This is a genomic window from Rubrivivax benzoatilyticus JA2 = ATCC BAA-35 (assembly GCF_000190375.1).
Taxonomy (GTDB): domain Bacteria; phylum Pseudomonadota; class Gammaproteobacteria; order Burkholderiales; family Burkholderiaceae_C; genus Rubrivivax; species Rubrivivax benzoatilyticus.
Window position 1 is genome coordinate 1 of record NZ_AEWG01000159.1, and the last position, 19,575, is coordinate 19,575.

Annotated in this window: 18 protein-coding genes and 1 tRNA gene; 7 read left to right on the forward strand and 12 right to left on the reverse strand. The window is 73.7% G+C overall.

What is annotated here, in order from left to right; genetic code table 11:
• Positions 1-211 precede the first annotated feature (211 nt).
• On the reverse strand, positions 212-1,138 hold the full coding sequence (locus RBXJA2T_RS18520; protein WP_009858961.1) for a septal ring lytic transglycosylase RlpA family protein: 927 nt from the start codon (positions 1,136-1,138) through the stop codon (positions 212-214).
• 153 nt (positions 1,139-1,291) lie between these two features.
• Between RBXJA2T_RS18520 and RBXJA2T_RS18525 the strand changes: the two genes are divergently transcribed.
• Entirely contained in the window at positions 1,292-2,581 is a 1,290-nt protein-coding gene (locus tag RBXJA2T_RS18525) for a solute carrier family 23 protein (protein WP_009858962.1), read from the forward strand.
• 134 nt (positions 2,582-2,715) lie between these two features.
• On the opposite strand, the gene RBXJA2T_RS18530 is transcribed toward RBXJA2T_RS18525, so the two are convergent.
• Positions 2,716-2,790 (reverse strand) — tRNA-Arg (locus RBXJA2T_RS18530).
• A 114-nt stretch (positions 2,791-2,904) separates the two neighbouring features.
• Here RBXJA2T_RS18530 and RBXJA2T_RS18535 point away from each other — a divergent pair.
• Positions 2,905-3,429: a c-type cytochrome gene (locus RBXJA2T_RS18535; protein WP_009858963.1), complete on the forward strand. Its 525-nt coding sequence runs from the start codon at positions 2,905-2,907 to the stop codon at positions 3,427-3,429.
• 49 nt (positions 3,430-3,478) lie between these two features.
• Here the strand turns inward: RBXJA2T_RS18535 and RBXJA2T_RS18540 are convergent, their stop codons facing one another.
• Genes RBXJA2T_RS18540 through purU form a run of 4 tightly spaced genes read right to left on the reverse strand, consistent with a single transcriptional unit; the run spans position 3,479 to position 6,348 of the window.
• Positions 3,479-3,997, reverse strand: a complete 519-nt coding sequence (locus RBXJA2T_RS18540) for a DUF2946 family protein (RefSeq protein WP_009858964.1) — start codon at positions 3,995-3,997, stop codon at positions 3,479-3,481.
• A gap of 14 nt (positions 3,998-4,011) precedes the next feature.
• Positions 4,012-4,980 carry a YheT family hydrolase gene (locus tag RBXJA2T_RS18545; protein WP_009858965.1) on the reverse strand — a complete coding sequence of 323 codons (969 nt, stop codon included), beginning with the start codon at positions 4,978-4,980 and terminating at the stop codon, positions 4,012-4,014.
• A 23-nt stretch (positions 4,981-5,003) separates the two neighbouring features.
• A complete protein-coding gene (locus RBXJA2T_RS18550; RefSeq protein WP_009858966.1) occupies positions 5,004-5,456 on the reverse strand; it encodes a YybH family protein in 453 nt (150 codons plus the stop codon).
• A gap of 7 nt (positions 5,457-5,463) precedes the next feature.
• Positions 5,464-6,348, reverse strand: coding sequence for a formyltetrahydrofolate deformylase (purU, locus tag RBXJA2T_RS18555; RefSeq protein ID WP_009858967.1), 885 nt, complete (start codon positions 6,346-6,348; stop codon positions 5,464-5,466).
• A 144-nt stretch (positions 6,349-6,492) separates the two neighbouring features.
• Here purU and RBXJA2T_RS18560 point away from each other — a divergent pair, with 144 nt between their 5' ends.
• From RBXJA2T_RS18560 to RBXJA2T_RS18580, 5 genes are read left to right on the forward strand one after another with little or no spacing between them, the layout of a single operon-like run.
• Entirely contained in the window at positions 6,493-9,660 is a 3,168-nt protein-coding gene (locus tag RBXJA2T_RS18560) for a hybrid sensor histidine kinase/response regulator (protein ID WP_009858968.1), read from the forward strand.
• Positions 9,657-11,402: an ATP-binding response regulator gene (locus tag RBXJA2T_RS19635; RefSeq protein ID WP_009858969.1), complete on the forward strand. Its 1,746-nt coding sequence runs from the start codon at positions 9,657-9,659 to the stop codon at positions 11,400-11,402. The genes RBXJA2T_RS18560 and RBXJA2T_RS19635 overlap by 4 nt, the downstream gene beginning before the upstream one ends.
• Positions 11,392-12,546 carry an HD-GYP domain-containing protein gene (locus RBXJA2T_RS18570; protein WP_009858970.1) on the forward strand — a complete coding sequence of 385 codons (1,155 nt, stop codon included), beginning with the start codon at positions 11,392-11,394 and terminating at the stop codon, positions 12,544-12,546. The genes RBXJA2T_RS19635 and RBXJA2T_RS18570 overlap by 11 nt, the downstream gene beginning before the upstream one ends.
• Positions 12,547-12,566: 20 nt before the next feature.
• Positions 12,567-13,868, forward strand: a complete 1,302-nt coding sequence (locus RBXJA2T_RS18575; RefSeq protein ID WP_009858971.1) for a hypothetical protein — start codon at positions 12,567-12,569, stop codon at positions 13,866-13,868.
• 11 nt (positions 13,869-13,879) lie between these two features.
• Positions 13,880-14,296, forward strand: a complete 417-nt coding sequence (locus tag RBXJA2T_RS18580; protein ID WP_009858972.1) for a type 2 periplasmic-binding domain-containing protein — start codon at positions 13,880-13,882, stop codon at positions 14,294-14,296.
• Here the strand turns inward: RBXJA2T_RS18580 and RBXJA2T_RS18585 are convergent, their stop codons facing one another.
• From RBXJA2T_RS18585 to radA, 6 genes are read right to left on the reverse strand one after another with little or no spacing between them, the layout of a single operon-like run.
• Complete coding sequence (locus RBXJA2T_RS18585) at positions 14,297-15,862, reverse strand: PAS domain-containing sensor histidine kinase (protein ID WP_009858973.1); 1,566 nt, start codon at positions 15,860-15,862, stop codon at positions 14,297-14,299.
• 14 nt (positions 15,863-15,876) lie between these two features.
• Positions 15,877-16,080, reverse strand: a complete 204-nt coding sequence (locus tag RBXJA2T_RS18590; protein ID WP_009858974.1) for a zinc-finger domain-containing protein — start codon at positions 16,078-16,080, stop codon at positions 15,877-15,879.
• A 6-nt stretch (positions 16,081-16,086) separates the two neighbouring features.
• Positions 16,087-17,010 carry a branched-chain amino acid transaminase gene (locus RBXJA2T_RS18595; RefSeq protein WP_009858975.1) on the reverse strand — a complete coding sequence of 308 codons (924 nt, stop codon included), beginning with the start codon at positions 17,008-17,010 and terminating at the stop codon, positions 16,087-16,089.
• Positions 17,011-17,054: 44 nt separating this feature from the next.
• A complete protein-coding gene (locus RBXJA2T_RS18600) occupies positions 17,055-17,462 on the reverse strand; it encodes a hypothetical protein (protein WP_009858976.1) in 408 nt (135 codons plus the stop codon).
• A complete protein-coding gene (locus RBXJA2T_RS18605) occupies positions 17,459-18,217 on the reverse strand; it encodes a metallophosphoesterase family protein (protein WP_050801799.1) in 759 nt (252 codons plus the stop codon). The genes RBXJA2T_RS18600 and RBXJA2T_RS18605 overlap by 4 nt, the downstream gene beginning before the upstream one ends.
• Before the next feature lie 2 nt (positions 18,218-18,219).
• A complete protein-coding gene (gene radA, locus RBXJA2T_RS18610; RefSeq protein WP_009858978.1) occupies positions 18,220-19,572 on the reverse strand; it encodes a DNA repair protein RadA in 1,353 nt (450 codons plus the stop codon).
• Positions 19,573-19,575 lie beyond the last annotated feature (3 nt).

A 19,575-nucleotide genomic window follows, 5' to 3' on the forward strand; every position in this document is an offset into this window, starting at 1 on the left:
ACACGCACCGAGTCGCGCACGCGGCCTGGCAGCGGCGTGGCGGCGGCACAGGCGCCGGCCGGGCCGGCGGTCCCGCGCTGCAGGCGGCCGGGAACGATGAAGGTGATGCTGCGGTCCACGGTGCCCATCTCGCGCCTCTCGTCGTCTCGTCGATGTCGCGGACGAGCATCCGGGAAAGGCTGTGGGCGGACAAGGCGCCGCCGCCGCCAGCCTAGGGGCGGCGTTCGACGACCAGCGGCACGATCAGCAGCCGCGCGCGCACCCGCTCGGCCGCGGCCTGGGCCTCGGCGCGCGTGGCGTAGGGGCCGGCCTGCACGCGGAACGCGACGACGTCGTCGAAGACCGCGACGGCGAGCTCGCCGGCGGCGTCGAGCACCTGGCGGCGCAGCGTCGCGGCGCCCTCGGCCTGGCGGAAGGCGCCGAGCTGCAGCCAGAAGCCCGGCGCGGCGTCGGCCGTCGTGCCGTTCGTGCGGGCTGCCGCGTCGCTCGCCGGCGGGCGCTCGGCGCTGGCGGCCACCAGCGCCATCAGCGGGTCGTCGGCGTCCGGCGGCGCGGCTGCCGGCGCCGGCACGCTCTCGGGCGGCGGCGCGCCGCGGCGCCACAGCCCGGCGCGGATCTCGTCGTGCGTCAGGCGGCGCACCTCGACCGGCGCCACGCCGGCCAGCAGCCCCAGGCGCAGCGCCGCGGTGTAGCTCAGGTCGATGATGCGCCCGGCGACGAAGGGGCCGCGGTCGTTGACGCGCACCACGACCTCGCGGCCGTTGGCCGGGTTGCGCACGACGGCGTAGCTCGGCAGCGGCAGCGTCTTGTGCGCCGCCGTCATCGCGTACATGTCGTAGGGCTCGCCGCTGGAGGTGGACTTGCCGTGGAAGGCGGTGCCGTACCACGAGGCCAGGCCGCGTTCGCTGTACGGCAGGTCGGCGTCCATCGGCACGTAGCGCTTGCCGAACACCTCGTAGGGCTTGTTCGGGCCGCCGCGGCGCAGCGGCTCGACACGCGGCAGCGCGTCGGGGGTCGAGGCCAGGTCGCCGGGCGGCCGGGCCGGCGGGCCGTCACGGCCGGGTTTGGTCGCGCACGCGGCGACCAGCGCGGCGGCGGCGACGACGGCGAGGCGGCAGAGGCGGCGGGTGGCGGACATCGGCGTGCCGCACTGTAGCGGCCGCCGCAGGGCACGCAAGCGTGGCCCGCCCCCGACCGCGCGGGCCGCTGACCTGGCTGCGGGCCGCTGCGGCCGCGGCGGGCCTAGACTCGCGCCCGGCCACGAGCCGAGACCACACGAGAGCAACCCCCGATGAGTTCGATCTTCCGCTGGCGCGAAGTGCGCCCCGCCCCCGGTGCCGTCGTCGCCCCCGACGAGCGCCTGCCCTGGCCGCAGACCGCGGCGATGGGCGTGCAGCACGTCATCGCGATGTTCGGCGCCACGGTGCTGGCGCCGATCCTGATGGGCTTCGATCCCAACCTCGCGATCCTGATGAGCGGCATCGGCACGCTCGTCTTCTTCCTGATCACCGGCGGCAAGGTGCCGAGCTACCTCGGCTCGAGCTTCGCCTTCATCGGTGTCGTCATCGCCGCCACCGGCTACGCCGGGCAGGGCGCCAACGGCAACCTGGGCGTGGCGCTCGGCGGCATCATCGCCTGCGGCGCGCTCTACACGCTGATCGGCCTGATCGTGATGGCCGTCGGCACGCGCTGGATCGAGGCGCTGATGCCGCCGGTCGTCACGGGCTCGGTGGTCGCCGTCATCGGCCTGAACCTGGCGGGCGTGCCGATCAAGAACATGGCGCCGACCTCGTTCGACGCCTGGATGCAGGGCGTGACCTTCGTCTGCGTGGCTGGCGTCGCGGTCTTCACGCGCGGCTTCACGCAGCGGCTGCTGATCCTCGTCGGCCTGATCGTCGCGAGCATCGTCTACGCCGTGCTGACCAACGGCATGGGCCTGGGCAAGCCGATCGACCTGTCGGGCGTGGCCAACGCCGCGTGGTTCGGCGCGCCGTCGTTCACCTCGCCGGTGTTCGACGCCAGCGCGATGCTGCTGATCGCCCCGGTGGCGATCATCCTCGTCGCCGAGAACCTGGGCCACCTGAAGGCCGTCGGCGCGATGACCGGCCGCGACATGAACCCGCTGATGGGCCGCGCCTTCGTCGGCGACGGCGTCGCGACGATGATCTCCGGCTCGGCCGGCGGCACCGGCGTGACGACCTATGCCGAGAACATCGGCGTCATGGCGGCGACCAAGATCTACTCGACCGCGATGTTCGTCTGCGCGGCGCTGATCGCGCTGCTGCTGGGCTTCTCGCCGAAGTTCGGCGCGCTGATCCAGGCCATCCCGCTGGCGGTGATGGGCGGCGTGTCGATCGTCGTCTTCGGCCTGATCGCGGTGGCCGGCGCCAAGATCTGGGTCGACAACAAGGTCGACTTCTCGGACAACCGCAACCTCGTCGTCGCCGCGATCACGCTGGTGCTGGGCACCGGCGACTACACGCTGAAGTTCGGCGGCTTCACGCTCGGCGGCATCGGAACCGCGACCTTCGGCGCCATCCTGCTGTGGGCGCTGCTGGGCAAGAAGGAAGCGCACGGCTGAGTCTCGCCGTCGCCAGTCCGGGGTCAGGTCTCGCGAGACCTGACCCCGTCTTCACGTCTTCAGGAAACGACAACGGCTGCCCGATGGGCAGCCGTTTCATTTTTGGGGCTTTCGGGCGCTGAGAAGCCCGGTGTTGGCGCGACCGGCAAGAATCGAACTTGCGACGCGGCCTTCGGAGGGCCGCATGATATCCACTTCACCACGGTCGCCAGGTGAGCCGGCATTCTAGCCTGGGCCGTCGAGTCCCGGCGCGGCGGCGGCCCGGCCCCGACTGTGGTTGATCACCAGCGAACCCGGCCGGCCGGCCGATGCGACGAATACCGATGAGCGACCACGCCGATCCCACCGCGCCCGAGGGCCCCGCCAAGACCCCGCGCAGCATGACGCAGACCGTCGTGCTGGCCTTCCTGGTGCCGCTGACGCTGCTGCTGCTCGTCGCCGGCTACTTCGGCGCCCAGCCGCGCATGGATGCCGCCGGCGACGCCTTCGAGGAGCAGGCGATCGCGCTGCGCCTGCAGCCGGTGGGCCGCGTCGCGCTGGCCGACGCCGCTCCAGCCGGCGGCGGCGAGCCGCGCAGCGGCGAGCAGGTCTACCAGGCGGTCTGCAGCGCCTGCCATGCCGCCGGCACGCTGGGCGCGCCCAAGTTCGGCGACAAGGCGGCCTGGGCGCCGCGCATCGCGCTGGGCTACGACACGCTGCTGAACTCGGCGCTGAAGGGCAAGAACGCGATGCCGGCGCAGGGCGGCGGCGTGACGTCCGACGAAGAGATCGGACGTGCCGTGGTCTACCTGGCCAACGCCGGCGGCGGCAAGTTCGCCGAGCCGCCGTCGGCCGCCGCGGCGAACTGACGCCGCCGGTCCGCTGCCTGACGGCCGCCTGCGGGCGGCCGTCGCCGTTTCAGGCCGGCTGCGGCGTCAGCACGTAGCCGAAACGCGCCGGCATCTCGGCGAAGGCCAGCTCCTGCGGCAACCAGCGCCCGGCCTCCACCGCCTCGGCGGCGTGGCCCATGTCCAGCGTGTGCACGAGGCCGAAGCCGAGCGGGGTGTCGAGGAACAGCCGGCCGTGTTCGTCCAGCCAGGCGCCGCGCGGCTCGGCCGCCGCGCCGGTGTGGGCCTGAACCCCGAAGCCGGGGTCGACGCGCCAGACGAAGGGCGCGGCCTCCAGCTCGACGTAGACACGCTGCGGCCCGTTCTGGAAGAACCAGGCGCCGGCCTCGTCGGGCAGGTAGTTGCGGTGGATGAACTCGCGCAGCTTGTCGTGCACGATGCGGCTGCCCTTGACCTGCGGGAACGGCCCGGCGGCCTGCACACGCTCGTCGCGCATGTACCAGTCGCCGCGCGCGTCCAGCGCCAGCCAGCCCCAGCAGTGCGGCACGTTCGGCCACTTGCGCAGCGCGGCTTCGACGATCGCGTCCATCGGCCGATGCTGCCTCAGGCGGCGCGAGCCAGCCAGCCGACGACCGCGTCGGCGAAAGGGCGCACGTCGCCCGGAAAGCCGCCGTGCGGGAAGCCGACGTGGCCGCCCTCGGCCGGCTGCCACAGCGTCACGTGCCGGCCGACCTCCGCCGCCCCGGGCAGCGAGTCGCCGGGCACGAAGGGATCGTTGCGGGCGTTGAACACCAGCGTCGGCACACGCACCGCGTGCAGATGCGGCCTGGACGAGGCGCGGCGCCAGTAGTCGTCGGCGCCGGCGAAGCCGTGCAGCGGCGCGGTGAACACGTCGTCGAACTCCCACAGCGTCGTCGCGCGCAGCAGGCGCTCGCGGTCGAACAGCCCCGGGTGCTGCTGCCACTTGGCCAGCGCCCGCGGCTTCATCGTCTGCAGGAAGCGGCGGGCGTAGACGGCGCGGTTGAAGCCGCGGTCGATGGCCCGGCCGGCGGCCGTCAGGTCCACCGGCGCCGACACCGCGGCGACGGCGCTGACGGTGGCCGCGGCGGCGTCGCCGTGCTCCTCGGTCCAGCGCAGCAGCGCGTTGCCGCCCAGCGAGACGCCGGCGGCCAGCAGCGGCCGGTTCTCTCGCGCCCGCAGCCGCTCGAGGATCCAGCCGATCTCCTCGAAGTCGCCCGAGTGGTAGGCGCGCGGCGCGAGGTTGAGCTCGCCCGAGCAGCCGCGGAAGTGCGGCACCGTGAAGGCCCAGCCGGCAGCGCGTGCGGCGAGCGCGAAGGCGATCGCGTAGCGGCTCGTCGACGAGCTCTCCAGGCCGTGGAACAGCACCAGGCGCGGCGCGCCGGGCGTGGCGGCGTCGAGGTGGTCGAGGTCGACGAAGTCCTCGTCGGGCGTGGTCCAGCGCTCGCGCCGGTACGGCGGCGTCTCGCGTTGCCAGGGGCGCGAGAACAGCGACGGCCAGATCGTCTGCAGATGGCCGCCGGGCAGCCAGCGCGGGGCGCGGTAGTCGTGCATCGCGGCGCGGGCTCCGGGCCCGCTCAGTGCAGCGTCGTCGGCGCCGGTTCGGGCGGCGGCCGCTCGTCGGGGCCGGCGGCGGTGGCGTGGTGCACCACGATGCGCCAGCCCAGCGGCGTCTTCAGGTAGACGTTGGTCGCCAGCATGCGCAGCTCGCTGCGGCCGCGAGCGGAGTCGACGAGGATGCGTTCGACCAGGTGGTGCACCGCGACCTCGGCGCGCTGCAGCCGGTGCACCGCGTCGTAGGACACCGCGATGCCGCCGTCGGCGAGCAGGGTCTCGTAGCTGGCGCGCACGGCGGCGGTGCCGACGACGCGCCCGCCGCCCGGATGCACGCAGAGCACGTCCTCGTCGTCGGCCCACAGCGCCATCATGCGGCCGACGTCGCCGCCGGCCATCGCCTCGTAGAACGCGGCCTCGGCGTCCTCGGGCGTCAGCGCGATCGTCGGCGCCGCGGGCGGCTTCGGGCGCGCCATCGCCGCCTCAGCGGAAGACCACGCTCTTGTGGCCGTTGAGCAGCACGCGGCGCTCGACGTGCCAGCGCACCGCGCGGGCCAGCACGCGGCACTCGATGTCGCGGCCGACGGCGGTGAAGTCCTCGGCCGACAGCGTGTGGTCCACGCGCTCGACGTCCTGCTCGATGATCGGGCCTTCGTCGAGGTCGGCGGTGACGTAGTGCGCGGTCGCGCCGATCAGCTTGACGCCGCGCGCATGGGCCTGGAAGTACGGCCGCGCGCCCTTGAAGCTGGGCAGGAAGCTGTGGTGGATGTTGATCGCCCGGCCGCGCAGCACCTCGCAGAACTCGGGGCTGAGGATCTGCATGTAGCGCGCCAGCACGACGAGGTCGATGCGCTCGCGGTCGATGATCGCCTCGACCTCGCGCTCCTGGGCGCGCTTGGTCTCGGCGCTGCTGCCGCCGACCAGCGGCAGGTGCACGAACGGGATGCCGTAGCTGTCGGCCAGGCCGGCGAAGGTCGTGTGGTTGGAGACGATCGCCGGGATCTCCACCGGCAGCTGGCCGCTCTTCCAGCGGAACAGCAGGTCGTTCAGGCAGTGGCCGTGCTGGCTGACCATCAGCAGCAGCCGCGGGCGGCGCGAGACGGCGTGGAAACGCACGTCCATCTGGTGCTGCTCGCGGGTGTGGGCGAACAGCCGGTCCAGCGTCTGCACGTCGGCCAGCTGTTGCGGCGCCTCGAAGTGCACGCGCATGAAGAACAGGCCCGTCGCGTCGTCGCCGTCGAGGTCGCCGAACTGCTGCGAGTCGATGATGTTGCAGCCCGCCTGGTACAGCAGCCCCGAGACGGCGAAGACGATGCCTTTGGTGTCCCGGCACGAGAGCGTGAGGACGAACTGGTTTTCCGCAGCCATCCCGGCATTGTAGGGACCGCCGCGCGGCGTTCTTTCGCGGCATCCGTCACGGCGCCCGGCGGGGAAGTCCCTCAGCTCCGGGTGCATTCGTTCGATATCCCTCCGGATGTGCCCCGCTGCGTCCGCCCCCCTGCCGAGCCGCCGATGAAGCTGCGATCGATCTCGCGTGGCTTCTCCGCCGCGGTCCTGCTGACGCTGCTGGCCAACATCCTCGTCTTCTGGGGGCTCGTCTTCCCGGCCAACGAGGCGATGCGCCGCGCCACCGACGACCGCGACCGCGCGCTCGGCTTCGTGCAGCAGATCGAGAACGAGAACACGCTGCTGGCCGAGCTGGTGCAGGGGTTCACCGCGCGCACCGACCGCCAGGGCGACCTGCGCTACTTCAACACCTACTACGAGATCCTCGCCGTGCGCGACGGGCGCTCGCCGGCGCCCGAGGGCGTCGACCCGATGCTCTACTGGCGCGAACGCATGCGCGTGCGCGACGTCGCCGCGGCGCGCACCGGGCCCAGCGTGCCGATGCTCGAGCGCATGTCGCGGCTGGGTTTCGTGTCCGAGGAACTGGCCGCGGCCGGCCGCATGCTGGCCGCGGCGCAGTACATGCAGGAGCTGGAGAAGATCGCGATGGCCGCGACCCAGGGCCTGTTCGACACCGCCGCCGGCGACTTCGTCGACGACGGCCATCCCGACCTGCCCTATGCCTTCGAGCTCGTGCGCTCGCGCGAGTACGAGGACCGCCGGCTGATGCTGGCCGAGGCCGTCAGCGAGCTGCGCGCCCAGGTGCGCGCGCGCACCGACGCGGCGATCGCCTCGTCGCGCGAGCAGCTCGCCGCCGGCATCCAGGCGGCCGTCGTCACCAATGCGGCGCTGGCGGCGCTGTTCTACGCCGTCGTGCTGGTGCTGCGCCGGCGCGTGCTGCAGCCCATCGGCACGCTCAGCGCCGTCGCGCGCCAGATCGCGCGCGGCGAGTACGGCGAGCGCACCCGGCGCCACGAGCGTGGCGTCGAGGAGCTCGCCGGGCTGGGCGATGCGCTGGACGCGATGGCCAACCGCTTCCAGGCCGACATCGCCGCGCGCGAGCAGGCCGGCCGCGAGCTGCAGCTCGCGCGCGAGGAGGCCGACGAGGCCAACGAGGCCAAGTCGCGTTTCGTGCGCAACATGAGCCACGAGATGCGCACGCCGATGAACACCATCGTGCTCGGCCTCACCCACCTGTCGCTGCAGACCGACCTGAGCGGCGAGCAGCGCGACTTCGTCGACAAGGCCCAGGCGGCCTCGCGCATGATGCTGGCGCTGATCAACGACGTGCTCGACTTCTCCAAGATCGAGGCCGGGCGCATGACGATCGAGTCGGCGCGCTTCTCGCTCGAGGAGGTGGTCGGCCAGGCCGTCGAGCTCGTGCGCCAGCCGGCGCAGCACAAGGAGCTGGAGCTGCTGTGCGACTGGGCCGACCCGTCGCTGCTCGTCGACCGCGGCACGCTGCGCGGCGACGCGCTGCGGCTGCAGCAGGTGCTGACCAACCTGCTGTCCAACGCCGTGAAGTTCACCTCCCGTGGCCAGGTCCGCCTGACCGTCGACAGCGCGACGAGCGGCGACGACGCCGTCGTCGATCTGCTGCTCGTCGTCGAGGACACCGGCATCGGCATGAGCGCCGAGCAGATCGGCCACCTGTTCCGCGAGTTCGCCCAGGCCGACGTCTCGATCACGCGCCACTACGGCGGCACCGGCCTCGGGCTGGCGATCACGCGGCGCCTGGTCGAGCTGATGGGCGGCACGATCGCGGTGCGCAGCGAACCGGGTGTCGGCAGCCGCTTCGAGGTGCGGCTGACGCTGCCGCGCGAGCGTGCAGCCGAGGCCCCCGCGGCCTCGCCGGAAGCGGCGGCGGCGCGTGTGCTCGTCGTCGACGACCAGCCCGACACGCGCCTCGTGCTGCTGGGCCAGCTGCACACGCTGGGCGTGGGCTCGGCGGGGCGCCTGGCCGGGGCCGGCGATGCCACCCAGGCGCTGGCGCTGGTGCAGGCGGCGGCGCGCGAGGGACGGCCCTTCGATTTCGTGCTGCTGGACTGGATGCTGCCCGACGCCGACGGCGCCGCGGTGCTGTCGCGGCTGCACGAGCTCGACCCGCGCACCCGCATCGCCGTCGTCTCGGCCTACGGCACCGACGAGGTGCGCCAGTGCGCCCGGGGCCTGGGTGCGACCGACTTCATCGCCAAGCCGGTGCTGCCGGCCGATCTGCGGCGGCTGTTCCGCCCGGCCGAGGCGGCGCCGCCTGCGCCTGCCGCCGCCGGCGCGGGGCTGGGCGGCCTGCGCGTGCTGCTCGTCGAGGACCATCCGCTGAACCAGGAACTCGCCGCCGCGCTGCTGCGCCGCCGCGGCGCCGTGGTCACGATCGCCGACAACGGCCTGGTGGCGCTGGAGACGCTCGCCGCGCGTGGCGCCGACGCCTTCGACGTCGTGCTGATGGATGTGCAGATGCCGGTGCTCGACGGCCTCGAGGCGACGCGCCGCCTGCGCCGCGACCCGCGTTTCGACCGCCTGCCGGTGGTCGCGATGACGGCGCACGCGCTCGACGAGGAGCGCCGGCGCTGCCTGTCCGCCGGCATGCAGGACCACATTGCCAAGCCGCTGGACGTGGCCGTGCTCGAGGTGGCGCTGGCGCCGTACCGGCGCGCGCCGGCGCCCACCGACGCGGCACCGCCGCCGCCGCCGGTCGTCGCCGCTCCGCTGCCGTCGCTGCCGTCGCTGGACACCTCGCGGGCGCTGCAGCAGTTCGACGGCAACGTCGCGTTGTTCAGGCGCACGCTGGCCGGCTTCGCCGCCGAGTACGGCGACGGTCTGCACGCCTGGGCCGCCTGGCTTGCCGACGGCCGCTGGCCCGAGCTGCGCCGCGCCGCGCACACGCTGCAGGGGCTGGCCGGGACGATCGGCGCCGTGGCCCTGCGCGAGCACGCGCTGGCGCTCGAGCGCGCCGCCGCGGCGCAGGCCGGCCCGCAGGCCGAGACGGCGCTGCTGCCGCTGGGCGACACGCTGGCGCAGGTGGTGGCCGAGATCGACGCCGCGCTGGCCGCCCCGCCGCCGTGGCTGGTCAGCGCCCCGGCGCCGCTGCGCGACGGTGCCGAGGTCGCGCCCGAACAGGCGCTGCGCCGCCTGCGCGAGCTGCTCGAGGCCGCCGACAGCGAGGCGCTCGAATGCTGGCGCACCCAGCAGCGCGCGCTGCGCGCGGCGCTCGCGCCGCCGGTGATGCGCCGGCTGACGCAGGCCATGGCGGCGCTGGACTTCGACGCCGCGCTGGACGCGCTGCCGCCGCCATGACGGCGTGGCGCAACCCGCCGCTGGCGGCGCTGCTGGCGGTCCTGCTGGCCTGGGCCGGCCTGGCCGTGCCGGGGCTGCTGACGCCGCTGCAGGCGGCGAGCTTTCCGGCGCTGGCGCTGCTGCTGGCCGTGCTCGCGTCGGCCTGGGAACGCTGGCCGGTGCACCGCCGCGTGCTCGGGCGCGTGGCGCTGGCGGCGCTCGTGCTGCAGGTGCTCGCGAGCGCGCTGGCCGCCCCGGACGCCCCCGAGGGCGCTGCGACCTGGGCGCTGCGGCTGACGCTGCTGCCGGCACTGGTGCTGCTGCTGCGCGCCTGGCCGGCCGCGAGCCTGCCGCAGCGCGATCCGCTGCCGGCCCCGGTGCCCGCGCCTGCGCCGGCCGCCGACACCGGCTCCCGGGCGCCGGCGGACTTCCTCGCCACGCTCGGGCACGAGGTGCGCACGCCGATGAACGCCATCGTCGGCCAGACCCGGCTGGCGCTGGAGGCCGAGCTGGCGCCGGCGCAACGCCGCCGTCTCGAGGAGGTCGCACGGGCCTCGCAGCAGTTGCTGGACCTCTTCGGCGCGATGACCGCGCTGGCGGCGCTGGACGGCGGCCGCCTGCAGCTGGCCTGCGCACCGCTGCGTGTCGAGGATCTCGTGGCCGAGGCCTTTGCCGCGGCGCGCGTGCTGGCGCGCGGCAAGCCGGTGGAGCTGCACTGCCGCTTCGAGGCTCCGGCGCTGCTGGGCGCCGCCGGCTGGCGCCTGGGCGACGCGGCGCAGCTCGGCCGCGTGCTCGGCCAGTTGCTGGGCAACGCGGTGAAGTTCACCGACGCCGGCCACGTGCGGCTGGCCGTCGGGCTGGACGGCGAGCGCCTGCGTTTCACCGTCACCGACACCGGCGTCGGCCTGGATGCGGCGCAGCTGGCGGCGTTGTTCGAGCCGCTCGCGCAGGCCGACGGCTCGGCCACGCGCCGCCACGGCGGCCTGGGGCTGGGGCTGGCGCTTGCGCGGCGGTTGGCCGAGCGCATGGGCGGCCGGCTGGACGCGCGCAGCACGCCGGGCCGCGGTTCGTGCTTCGAGCTGCAGGTGCCGCTGCCGCCGGCGCCGGCCTCGCCCGGCGAGGCGGCCGTCGAGGCCGGCTGCCCGCTGCTCGTCGTGCAGGCCCACGACGAGGCGCGTGCCGCTCTGGTGCAGATGCTGCACGCGCTGATGCCGCAGGCGCGCGTCGACGAGGCCGTCTCCGGACGCCAGGCCCTGGCCTGCGTGCGGCGGGCCGCGTCCGCCGACGGCGACTACGGCCTGCTCGTCGTCGACTGGGTGCTGCCCGACATGGACGGTGCCGAACTGCTGCGCCATCTGCGCAGCGCCGGCGCCCGGCCGCGGCGCACCGTGCTGCTGGTGCCCTTCGACGGCCCGGCGGTGCAGCAGGCCGCCGGCGGGCTGGGCGTGGGTGCGCTGCTGCCCAAGCCGGTGCTGCCGTCGGACCTGCGCCGCCTGCTGGCCGGCGCGGCGCCGGCTGCCGAGCCGGCGTCGGGCGACGGCCGGCCCGCGGGGCTGGAACTGCTGCAGCAGCTCGGCGAGCTTCTGGACGACAACGACGCCCGGGCCGTCTCGATGTGGGAGTCGCATGCCTCGGACTTCATCGGGCTGCTGCCCGCCGCCGAGGCCGAGCAGCTCAGCGGCGCGATGTCGCGATTCGAGTTCGACGCGGCACTGGCGGCGCTGCGCCGCACCGCGCCCCGGAAAGGCCCCGATGAACGTTGACGCCCCGGCGCCCGGCGCCGACCCGCCGCTGCGCCGCCCGGTCGTGCTCGTCGTCGACGACACGCCGGCCAACCTGACGCTGCTGGCCCAGGTGCTGAACCGGGACTACCAGGTGAAGATCGCGATCAACGGCCGGCGCGCGCTGGAGATCGCCGGGCGCAGCCCGCCGGACGTCATCGTGCTCGACGTCATGATGCCCGAGCTCGACGGCTACGAGGTCTGCCGCCGGCTCAAGGCCGACCCGCTGCTGGCCGACGTGCCGGTGCTGTTCCTGACGGCGCTGACCCGGCCCGAGGACGAGACGCAGGGTTTCCGTGTCGGTGGCGCCGACTTCATCCACAAGCCCTTCAATCCCGAGACGGTGCTCGCGCGCGTGGCCACGCAGCTCAAGCTGAAGGTCGCGCGCGACGTGCTGCGCGACCGCAACGCGCACCTGGGACAGGCGCTGGAGCGCCGCTGCCGCGAGGCCGAGCGGCTGCGCGAGACGACGCTGTTCCTGATGCTCGGCCTGGCCGAGTTCCGCGACAACGAGACCGCCAACCACATCAAGCGCACCGAGGAGTACGTGCGCACGCTGGCCAGCTGGTACGCCGCACGGCCCGGCGCGCCGGCCGACCTGAGCGCCGCGGCGATCGACGAGCTGGCCAAGGCCGCGCCGCTGCACGACATCGGCAAGGTCGCCATCCGCGACGCGATCCTGCTCAAGGACGGCCCGCTCAGCGCCGATGAATGGGCCAGCATGAAGACCCACACGGTGCGCGGCGCCGAGCTGCTGCAGAAGGCGATCGACCGGCTCGGCCACGATGCCGGGCCGATGCTGGTCTACGCCAAGCAGATCGCTCGCCACCACCACGAACGCTGGGACGGCAGCGGCTATCCCGACGGCCTGGCCGGCGAGGACATCCCGCTGGCGGCGCGGCTGATGGCGGTGGCCGACGTCTACGACGCGCTGACCACGGCGCGCCCGTACAAGCCGGCCTGGGACCACCGGGCGGCGATGGACTGCATCGTGCAGGGCGCCGGCCGCCACTTCGACCCGGTGCTCGTCGAGGGCCTGCGCGCCTGCGAGGCCGCCTTCGTCGAGATCGCCACCGAACTTCGCGATGCCGGCGACGACGGCAGCTCCCCGCCGCCGGCGCCCTGAGGCGGCGGCCACCCGACACGATGAAGAACAACAAGCCCTTGCGGGCGCTCGCCGCCGCCGCCGTCGCCGCCACCGTCAGCCTGCCCGCCGCGGCGCTGGACCTGTCCTGGTCGGGCTTCGGCACGCTGGGCTGGGCGCAGTCCAACCGCGGCTGGGCCGTCGAGCGCAGCATCGACCGCGGCGGCAGCGCCGAACGCGACACGCTGGTCGGCCTGCAGCTCGACGCGCGCCTGGCCGAGCGCTGGAGCGCGACGCTGCAGCTCAAGGCCGCCGAGTCGCTGGAGCGAGACCACCGCTGGGACGTGACGCCGGCCTGGGCCTTCCTCGCCTGGCGGCCGGACGACGACTGGCTGCTGCGCGCCGGCCGCATGCGGCTGCCGCTGTACCTGTACTCCGAGATCCTCGACGTCGGCGCCACCCAGGACATGGTGCGGCTGCCCACCGAGATGTACTCGATCGCGCCGTCCAACGAGTTCGACGGCCTGTCGGCGACCCGGACCTGGGCGCTCGGCGACGACGAGCTCTCGCTGGACGCCTATGGCGGCCGCGCCCGCACCACGGCGCGCTTCTGGGCGCGCGACGGCCTGGCGCCGGCCAAGCCCGCGGGGGCCAACTTCGTCGAGGTCGAGGTGCACGCGGTCGGCGCCGCGCTGACGCTGCGCCAGCCCGACACGCTGTGGCGTGCCGGCATGCACCACGTGCGCACCGCGCAGACCGACGGCTCCCGCATCCCGGTGACGCTGCCCTGGGTCGAGCTGGCGCCCGGTGTCGGCTTCTACAAGACCGACGACTCGATCCCCTACGGCCCGCCGGTCGAGGCGGTGTCGACGATCACCAACCTGATCTTCACGCTCGGCGTCGAGCACCGTTTTGCGGCGCACTGGCGGGTTGCGGCCGAGTACGCGCGCGACATCCAGCACGACACCGAGCTGGGCTCCAACACCTCGGGCGGCTACGTGGCGCTGTTCCGCGAGTTCGGCGCGCTGACGCCGTACCTCGCCTGGTCGCAGCTGCGCTCGACGCGCGGCACGCGCGACTGGTATCGCCGCCTGACCGCCCACCCGCTGCCCGAGAGCCTCCCCGGGGCCGGGCCGATCAACGCCGCGCAGCGCCTGACGGCCGAGACGATCTGGGCCGCCGACCAGCGCTCGGTCGCGCTCGGCGCGTCCTGGACTCCGGCGCCCGGTCACAAGCTCAAGGCGGAGTGGAAGCGCACCGCGATCGGCCAGATGAGCCGCCTGGTCGACACGCCGGCGGACGCCGGGACGATCCACGACACGCACGTGGACGTCTGGTCGATCAACTACGGCTTCGCCTTCTGAGGGCGCGTCGGATGCGTCGCCGCCTCCTCCTCGTCGCCGGGCTGCTGCCGGCCTGCAGCGCCTGGGCCGGACCGCCCGTCGACATCGTCGTCATCGCCCATCCGGGCATCGTGCGCGTGGACCTGCCGACGCTGCAGCGGCTGTACACCGGGCGCGCCGTCGAGGTCGGCGGCACGGCGGCCAACGTCGTCAACGCGCCGCCGGGCACGCCGTCGCGCGAGCGTTTCCTGTCGCAGGTGGTGCAGCTCGACGACGGCCGCTACATCGCCTACTGGACGGTGCGCCGCCATGTCGGCAAGGGCGTGCCGCCGCGCGAGCTGCGCAGCAGCGCGGAGATCATCGCCTACGTGCAGGCGACGCCCGGCGCGATCGGCTACATCCCGGTGTCCGAGCTGCGGCCCGGCCTGAACGTCGTGCTGCGGCCCTGATCAGGCCGCCGGCAGCGTCACGGTGAAGCTCGAGCCCCGGCCGGGTTCGCTGTCGACCTCGATGCGCCCGCCCATCAGCACGACCAGGTCCTGCGTCAGCGCCAGGCCGATGCCGGTGCCTTCGACGCGGCCGCGCACCGCACGGCCGCGGTAGAAGGGCTCGAACAGGCGCTCGCGCTCGTCGCGCGCGATGCCGATGCCGGTGTCGTGCACCGCCAGCGGCTGCCAGCGGCCTTGCGGGGCCGCGATCTCCAGCTCGACGCGGCCGCCGGCGCGGTTGTACTTGATCGCGTTGGTCAGCAGGTTCAGCAGCACCTGACGCAGCCGCGTGCCGTCGGCGCGCACGCGCGCACCGGGGGCGGAGTCGGCCAGCGCCAGCGTCACCTGGGCGCGTTCGGCGCTGCCGGCGACCATCGCCAGCGCCTCCTCGGCCAGCGGCCGCAGCGGCACCGCGGCCAGGCGCAGCTCGATGCCGCCGGACTCGATGCGCGTCAGGTCGAGCAGGTCGCCGATCATCTGCAGCAGGTGCTCGCCGGCTTCGCGGATCAGCTTGATCCGGCGCTGCTGGCTTTCGCTCGGCGGCTCGACCGGATCGCTCTCGAGCAGTTGGGCGAAGCCGAGCACCGCGTTCAGCGGCGTGCGCAGCTCGTGGCTCATGCGCGACAGGAACTCGGTCTTGGCGCGGTTGGCGGCCGCGGCGACCGCGGCGTCCTGGCGCGCCTGCTCCAGCTCGCGGCGTTCGGTGGCGTCTTCGAGGTAGCCGTGCCAGACGGTCGAGCCGTCGGCCTGGCGGCTCGGCGTCGCCTCGCCGCGCACCCAGCGCAACTGGCCGGCGCGGCGCACGCGGAACTCGGCGCGCCAGGGCTCGAGCGTGCGTGCCGAGGCGCGGATCGCCGCGCGCAGCGGGCCGCGGTCTTCGGGCTCGACGCAGTCCAGCAGCGCCCGCCCGTCACGCGCCAGTTCGGCCGGCTCGATGCCGAACAGCGCCCGGCAGCGTTCGCTGGCGTAGGGGAAGGTGATCCGGCGCTCGGGGTCGGCGTGGATCTGCACCAGCGTGCCCGGCACGTGGCGCGCGATGCGCGCCAGCCCTTCCAGCGCCTGCTGCGCCGTGTCGGCCAGCTCGCGCAGCTCGGTGATGTCGGTCTGCGTGCCCAGCATGCGCCGCGGGCGGCCGTCGGCGCTGCGCTCGACGATGCGGCCGCGCTCGCGCACCCAGCGCCAGCGGCCCGCGGCGTCGCGGATGCGGTAGCAGTGTTCGTAGACGTCGACCTCGCCGCGCGCGTGGCGCAGATAGGCCTCGTGGTTGGCGGCCAGGTCGTCGGGGTGGATCAGCCGGTCCCAGTCGGCCTGGGTGGGGCCGATGTCCCCGGGGCGGTAGCCCAGCATCGCCAGGCCTTCTTCGACGTCGCTGAGCCGGTCGGTGTCCAGGTCCCAGCCCCAGACGAAGGTGCCGGTGCCGGCCAGCGCGGCGTGGAACAGCGCGTGGCGCGCATCGCCGTCGTCGCCCGGTTCGGGCGGGGGCGTCGGGGCAGCCTGCTCCGGCGAGGGGGGCGGCTGCGTGCCCACCTCGCCGTGCCTCCTCAGTGGCCGGAAGCGTGCACGCCCGGCGCCAGCTTGTAGACCGTGCCGCAGTACGGGCAACGGCCTTCGCCAGTGGTCGCGACGTCGATGAAGACGCGCGGGTGGTTGCTCCACAGCGGCATCTTCGGGTTCGGGCAGAACACGACGCCCGGCCCGGCGAGGTCGGCCGCCTGGACCTCGACAGTGGCTTTGGGTTCGTTCATGTCAGTTCAGACCTGGGTGAGCCATTCGGCGTATTTCGGGTTGCGGCCGTTGACGATGTCGAAGAAGGCCGCCTGGATCTTCTCCGTGACCGGGCCCCGCGCGCCAGCCCCGATCTGGATGCGGTCGAGCTCGCGGATCGGCGTGACTTCGGCGGCGGTGCCGGTGAAGAAGGCCTCGTCGGCGACGTAGACCTCGTCGCGCGTGATGCGCTTCTCGACGACGTCGATGCCCAGGTCGCGACAGATCGCGAAGATCGTGTTGCGCGTGATGCCGTTGAGCGCGCCGGCCGACAGGTCGGGCGTGTAGACGGTGCCGCCGCGCACGATGAACAGGTTCTCGCCGGCGCCTTCGGAGACGAAGCCCGAGGCGTCGAGCAGCAGCGCCTCGTCGTAGCCGTCGTCGGTGGCCTCCATGTTGGCCAGGATCGAGTTCGTGTAGTTGCTCACCGCCTTGGCCTGCGTCATCGTGATGTTGACGTGGTGGCGGGTGTAGCTGCTGGTCTTGACGCGGATGCCGCGGCGCAGACCTTCCTCGCCGAGGTAGGCGCCCCAGGGCCAGGCGGCGATCATCAGGTGCACGGTGTTGCCCTTGGGGCTGACGCCGAGCTTCTCGGAACCCAGCCAGGTCAGCGGGCGCAGGTAGCAGCTCTCCAGCTTGTTGGCGCGCACGACCTCGCGCTGCGCGTCCATCACCTCCTGCAGCGAGAAGGGGATCTTCATGCGCAGGATCTTGGCGCTGTTGAACAGGCGCTCGGTGTGCTCCTGCAGGCGGAAGATCGCCGTGCCCTGGGCGGTGTTGTAGGCGCGCACGCCCTCGAAAGCGCCGCAGCCGTAGTGCAGCGTGTGCGTCAGGACGTGGATCTTGGCGTCGCGCCAGTCGACCAGCGCGCCGTCCATCCAGATCTTGCCGTCGCGGTCGGACATCGACATGGTGGTTCCTCGGGAATTGAGAGCGGTTCTAGAGACGGACGATTCTAGGCGGCGGGGTGCGTGCCGGCATCGGGGCCTGCGGTGGCGCGCAGCAGCTGCCAGCGGCCGACGCGGCCGCCGGTGAAGGCCACGTGCACCGCGTCGCCGCCGGCGTCGCGCCAGGCGAAGGTCTCGGGGTCGTCGCCGACCTTCTCGCCGATGCTGCCGGTGAGTTTCATCACCTGCAGCATCGACAGGCCGGGTTCGAGCTTCGCATGCAGCGCCACGGCGCTGGCCACGCTGGCCCGCGGGCGCTTGGCCGCCTGCTGCATCGCGCGCAGCGCGCGGCTGAACTGCAGCAGCAGCCAGAACACGGTGACGGTGATGCCGAGCACGACACCTTGCCAGCCCCAGCCGACATAGCCGGCGGCGATGGCGGCGGCGGCCAGCGCCCAGCCGATCCAGGCGTTCATCGTCCTTCTCCCGATTCGGATTCGCGCCGGCCGACGCGGCCGCTGCGCAGCGCGTCGGCCCAGTCGCCGCGGCCCCGGGCCTCGGCGCGGCGGGCGGCGCTCTCGTGGTCGTAGTCGACGGCGCGCAGCGTCGCCGTCCAGCCCGTGGGGCCGAGCTCCAGCCAGGCGTAGCGCGCCTGCGGCGTGCCGGTCTCGGCGACGTGCGGTGCCGGCTGGTCGTGGTCGAAGGCCGGCAGGCCGACGCTGCCGGGGTTGAGCACCGTCGTCGTGCCGACGCGGCGCTGGCGCGGCAGGTGGCTGTGGCCGCAGAGCAGCCCGGCCGGCGCCGCGGCCGGCAGGCGCTGGGCGATCTCGGCCTCGTCGGCCTCGTGCAGGCCGTCGGCGCGCACGCTGTGCAGCAGGTATTCCAGGTCGCTGCGGCCGCTGCCGTGCACGGCGAGCACGTCGGCATGTGGCGCCATCGTCGGCGGCAGCGCCGCCAGCCAGGCGAGTTCGGCCTCGCCCAGCGCGTCGTGGGCGAAACGGTCGCTGGCGCCCAGGTGGTCGTGCGGCGGCGTCAGCAGCTGGCGCTCGTGGTTGCCGGCGATCGTCGGCCAGCCCAGCGCCATCAGCCGGCGCGCCGTTTCCAGCGGCCACAGCGGGCCGGACACGATGTCGCCCAGGTTCAGCCAGCCGTCGACTGCGCCGGCGTCGGCGATCACCGCCTCGAGCGCCGGCAGGTTGCCGTGGATGTCGGAGACGACGGCCCAGCGCATCGTCACAACCCGCGCACGATGTCGATCGCCTGCTCGATGCGCTCGACGGCGTGCACCGTCAGGCCTTCGATCGGCTTCTTCGGCGCATTCGCCTTGGGCACGACGGCGACCGAGAAGCCGAGTTTGGCGGCTTCCTTCAGCCGTTCCTGGCCACGCGGCGCCGGGCGCACCTCGCCGGCCAGGCCCACTTCGCCGAAGGCGACGAAGCCGCGCGGCAGCGGCCTGCCGCGCAGCGAACTGGTGATCGCCAGCAGCACCGCCAGGTCGGCCGCCGGCTCGCCGATGCGCACGCCGCCGACGGCGTTGACGAACACGTCCTGGTCCATGCACGAGACGCCGGCGTGGCGGTGCAGCACCGCCAGCAGCATCGCCAGGCGGTCGCGGTCCAGGCCCACCGACAGCCGCCGCGGGCTGGCGCCGCCGCTGTCGACCAGCGCCTGGATCTCGACCAGCAGCGGGCGTGTGCCTTCCAGCGTGACGAGCACGCAGGAGCCCGACACCGGCTCGCCGTGCGCGGACAGGAAGATCGCGCTCGGGTTGCTGACGCCGCGCAGCCCCTTCTCGGTCATCGCGAAGACGCCGATCTCGTTGACGGCGCCGAAGCGGTTCTTGATCGCCCGCACCAGGCGGAAGCTGGAATGCGTGTCGCCCTCGAAGTACAGCACCGTGTCGACGATGTGCTCCAGCACCCGCGGCCCGGCCAGCGCGCCTTCCTTGGTGACGTGGCCGACGAGCACCATCGCGCAGCCGCCGGTCTTGGCGACACGCGTCAGCTGCGCCGCGCATTCGCGCACCTGGGCCACCGAGCCCGGTGCCGACGTCAGCTGGTCGGAATACAGCGTCTGGATCGAGTCGATGACGCAGAAGGCCGGTTGTTCGGCGTCCAGCGTCGCCAGGATCTTCTCCAGCGAGATCTCGGCGACGACACGCACCTTGGCGCCCGACAGGCCGAGCCGGCGCGCGCGCAGCGCGACCTGGGCGCCCGATTCCTCGCCGGTGACGTAGAGCACCGGCATCTGCGCCGACAGCGCGTCCAGCGCCTGCAGCAGCAGCGTGCTCTTGCCGATGCCGGGGTCGCCGCCGATCAGCGTCACGCCGCCGGCGACGATGCCGCCGCCGAGCACGCGGTCGAGCTCCTCCTGGCCGGTCGGCGTGCGCGCCACGTCGGCGGCGTCGATGTCGGCCAGCGTCGCCACCGGCTGGCTCCTGGCCAGCGCCTGGAAGCGGTTGTTCTTCGTCGCCGGCTCGGCCAGGCCCTCGTCGAGCGAGTTCCAGGCGCCGCAGGCCGGGCACTTGCCCAGCCACTTGGGGCTGGTGCCGCCGCACTCGCGGCAGGTGTAGATCGTTTTCGCCACGGG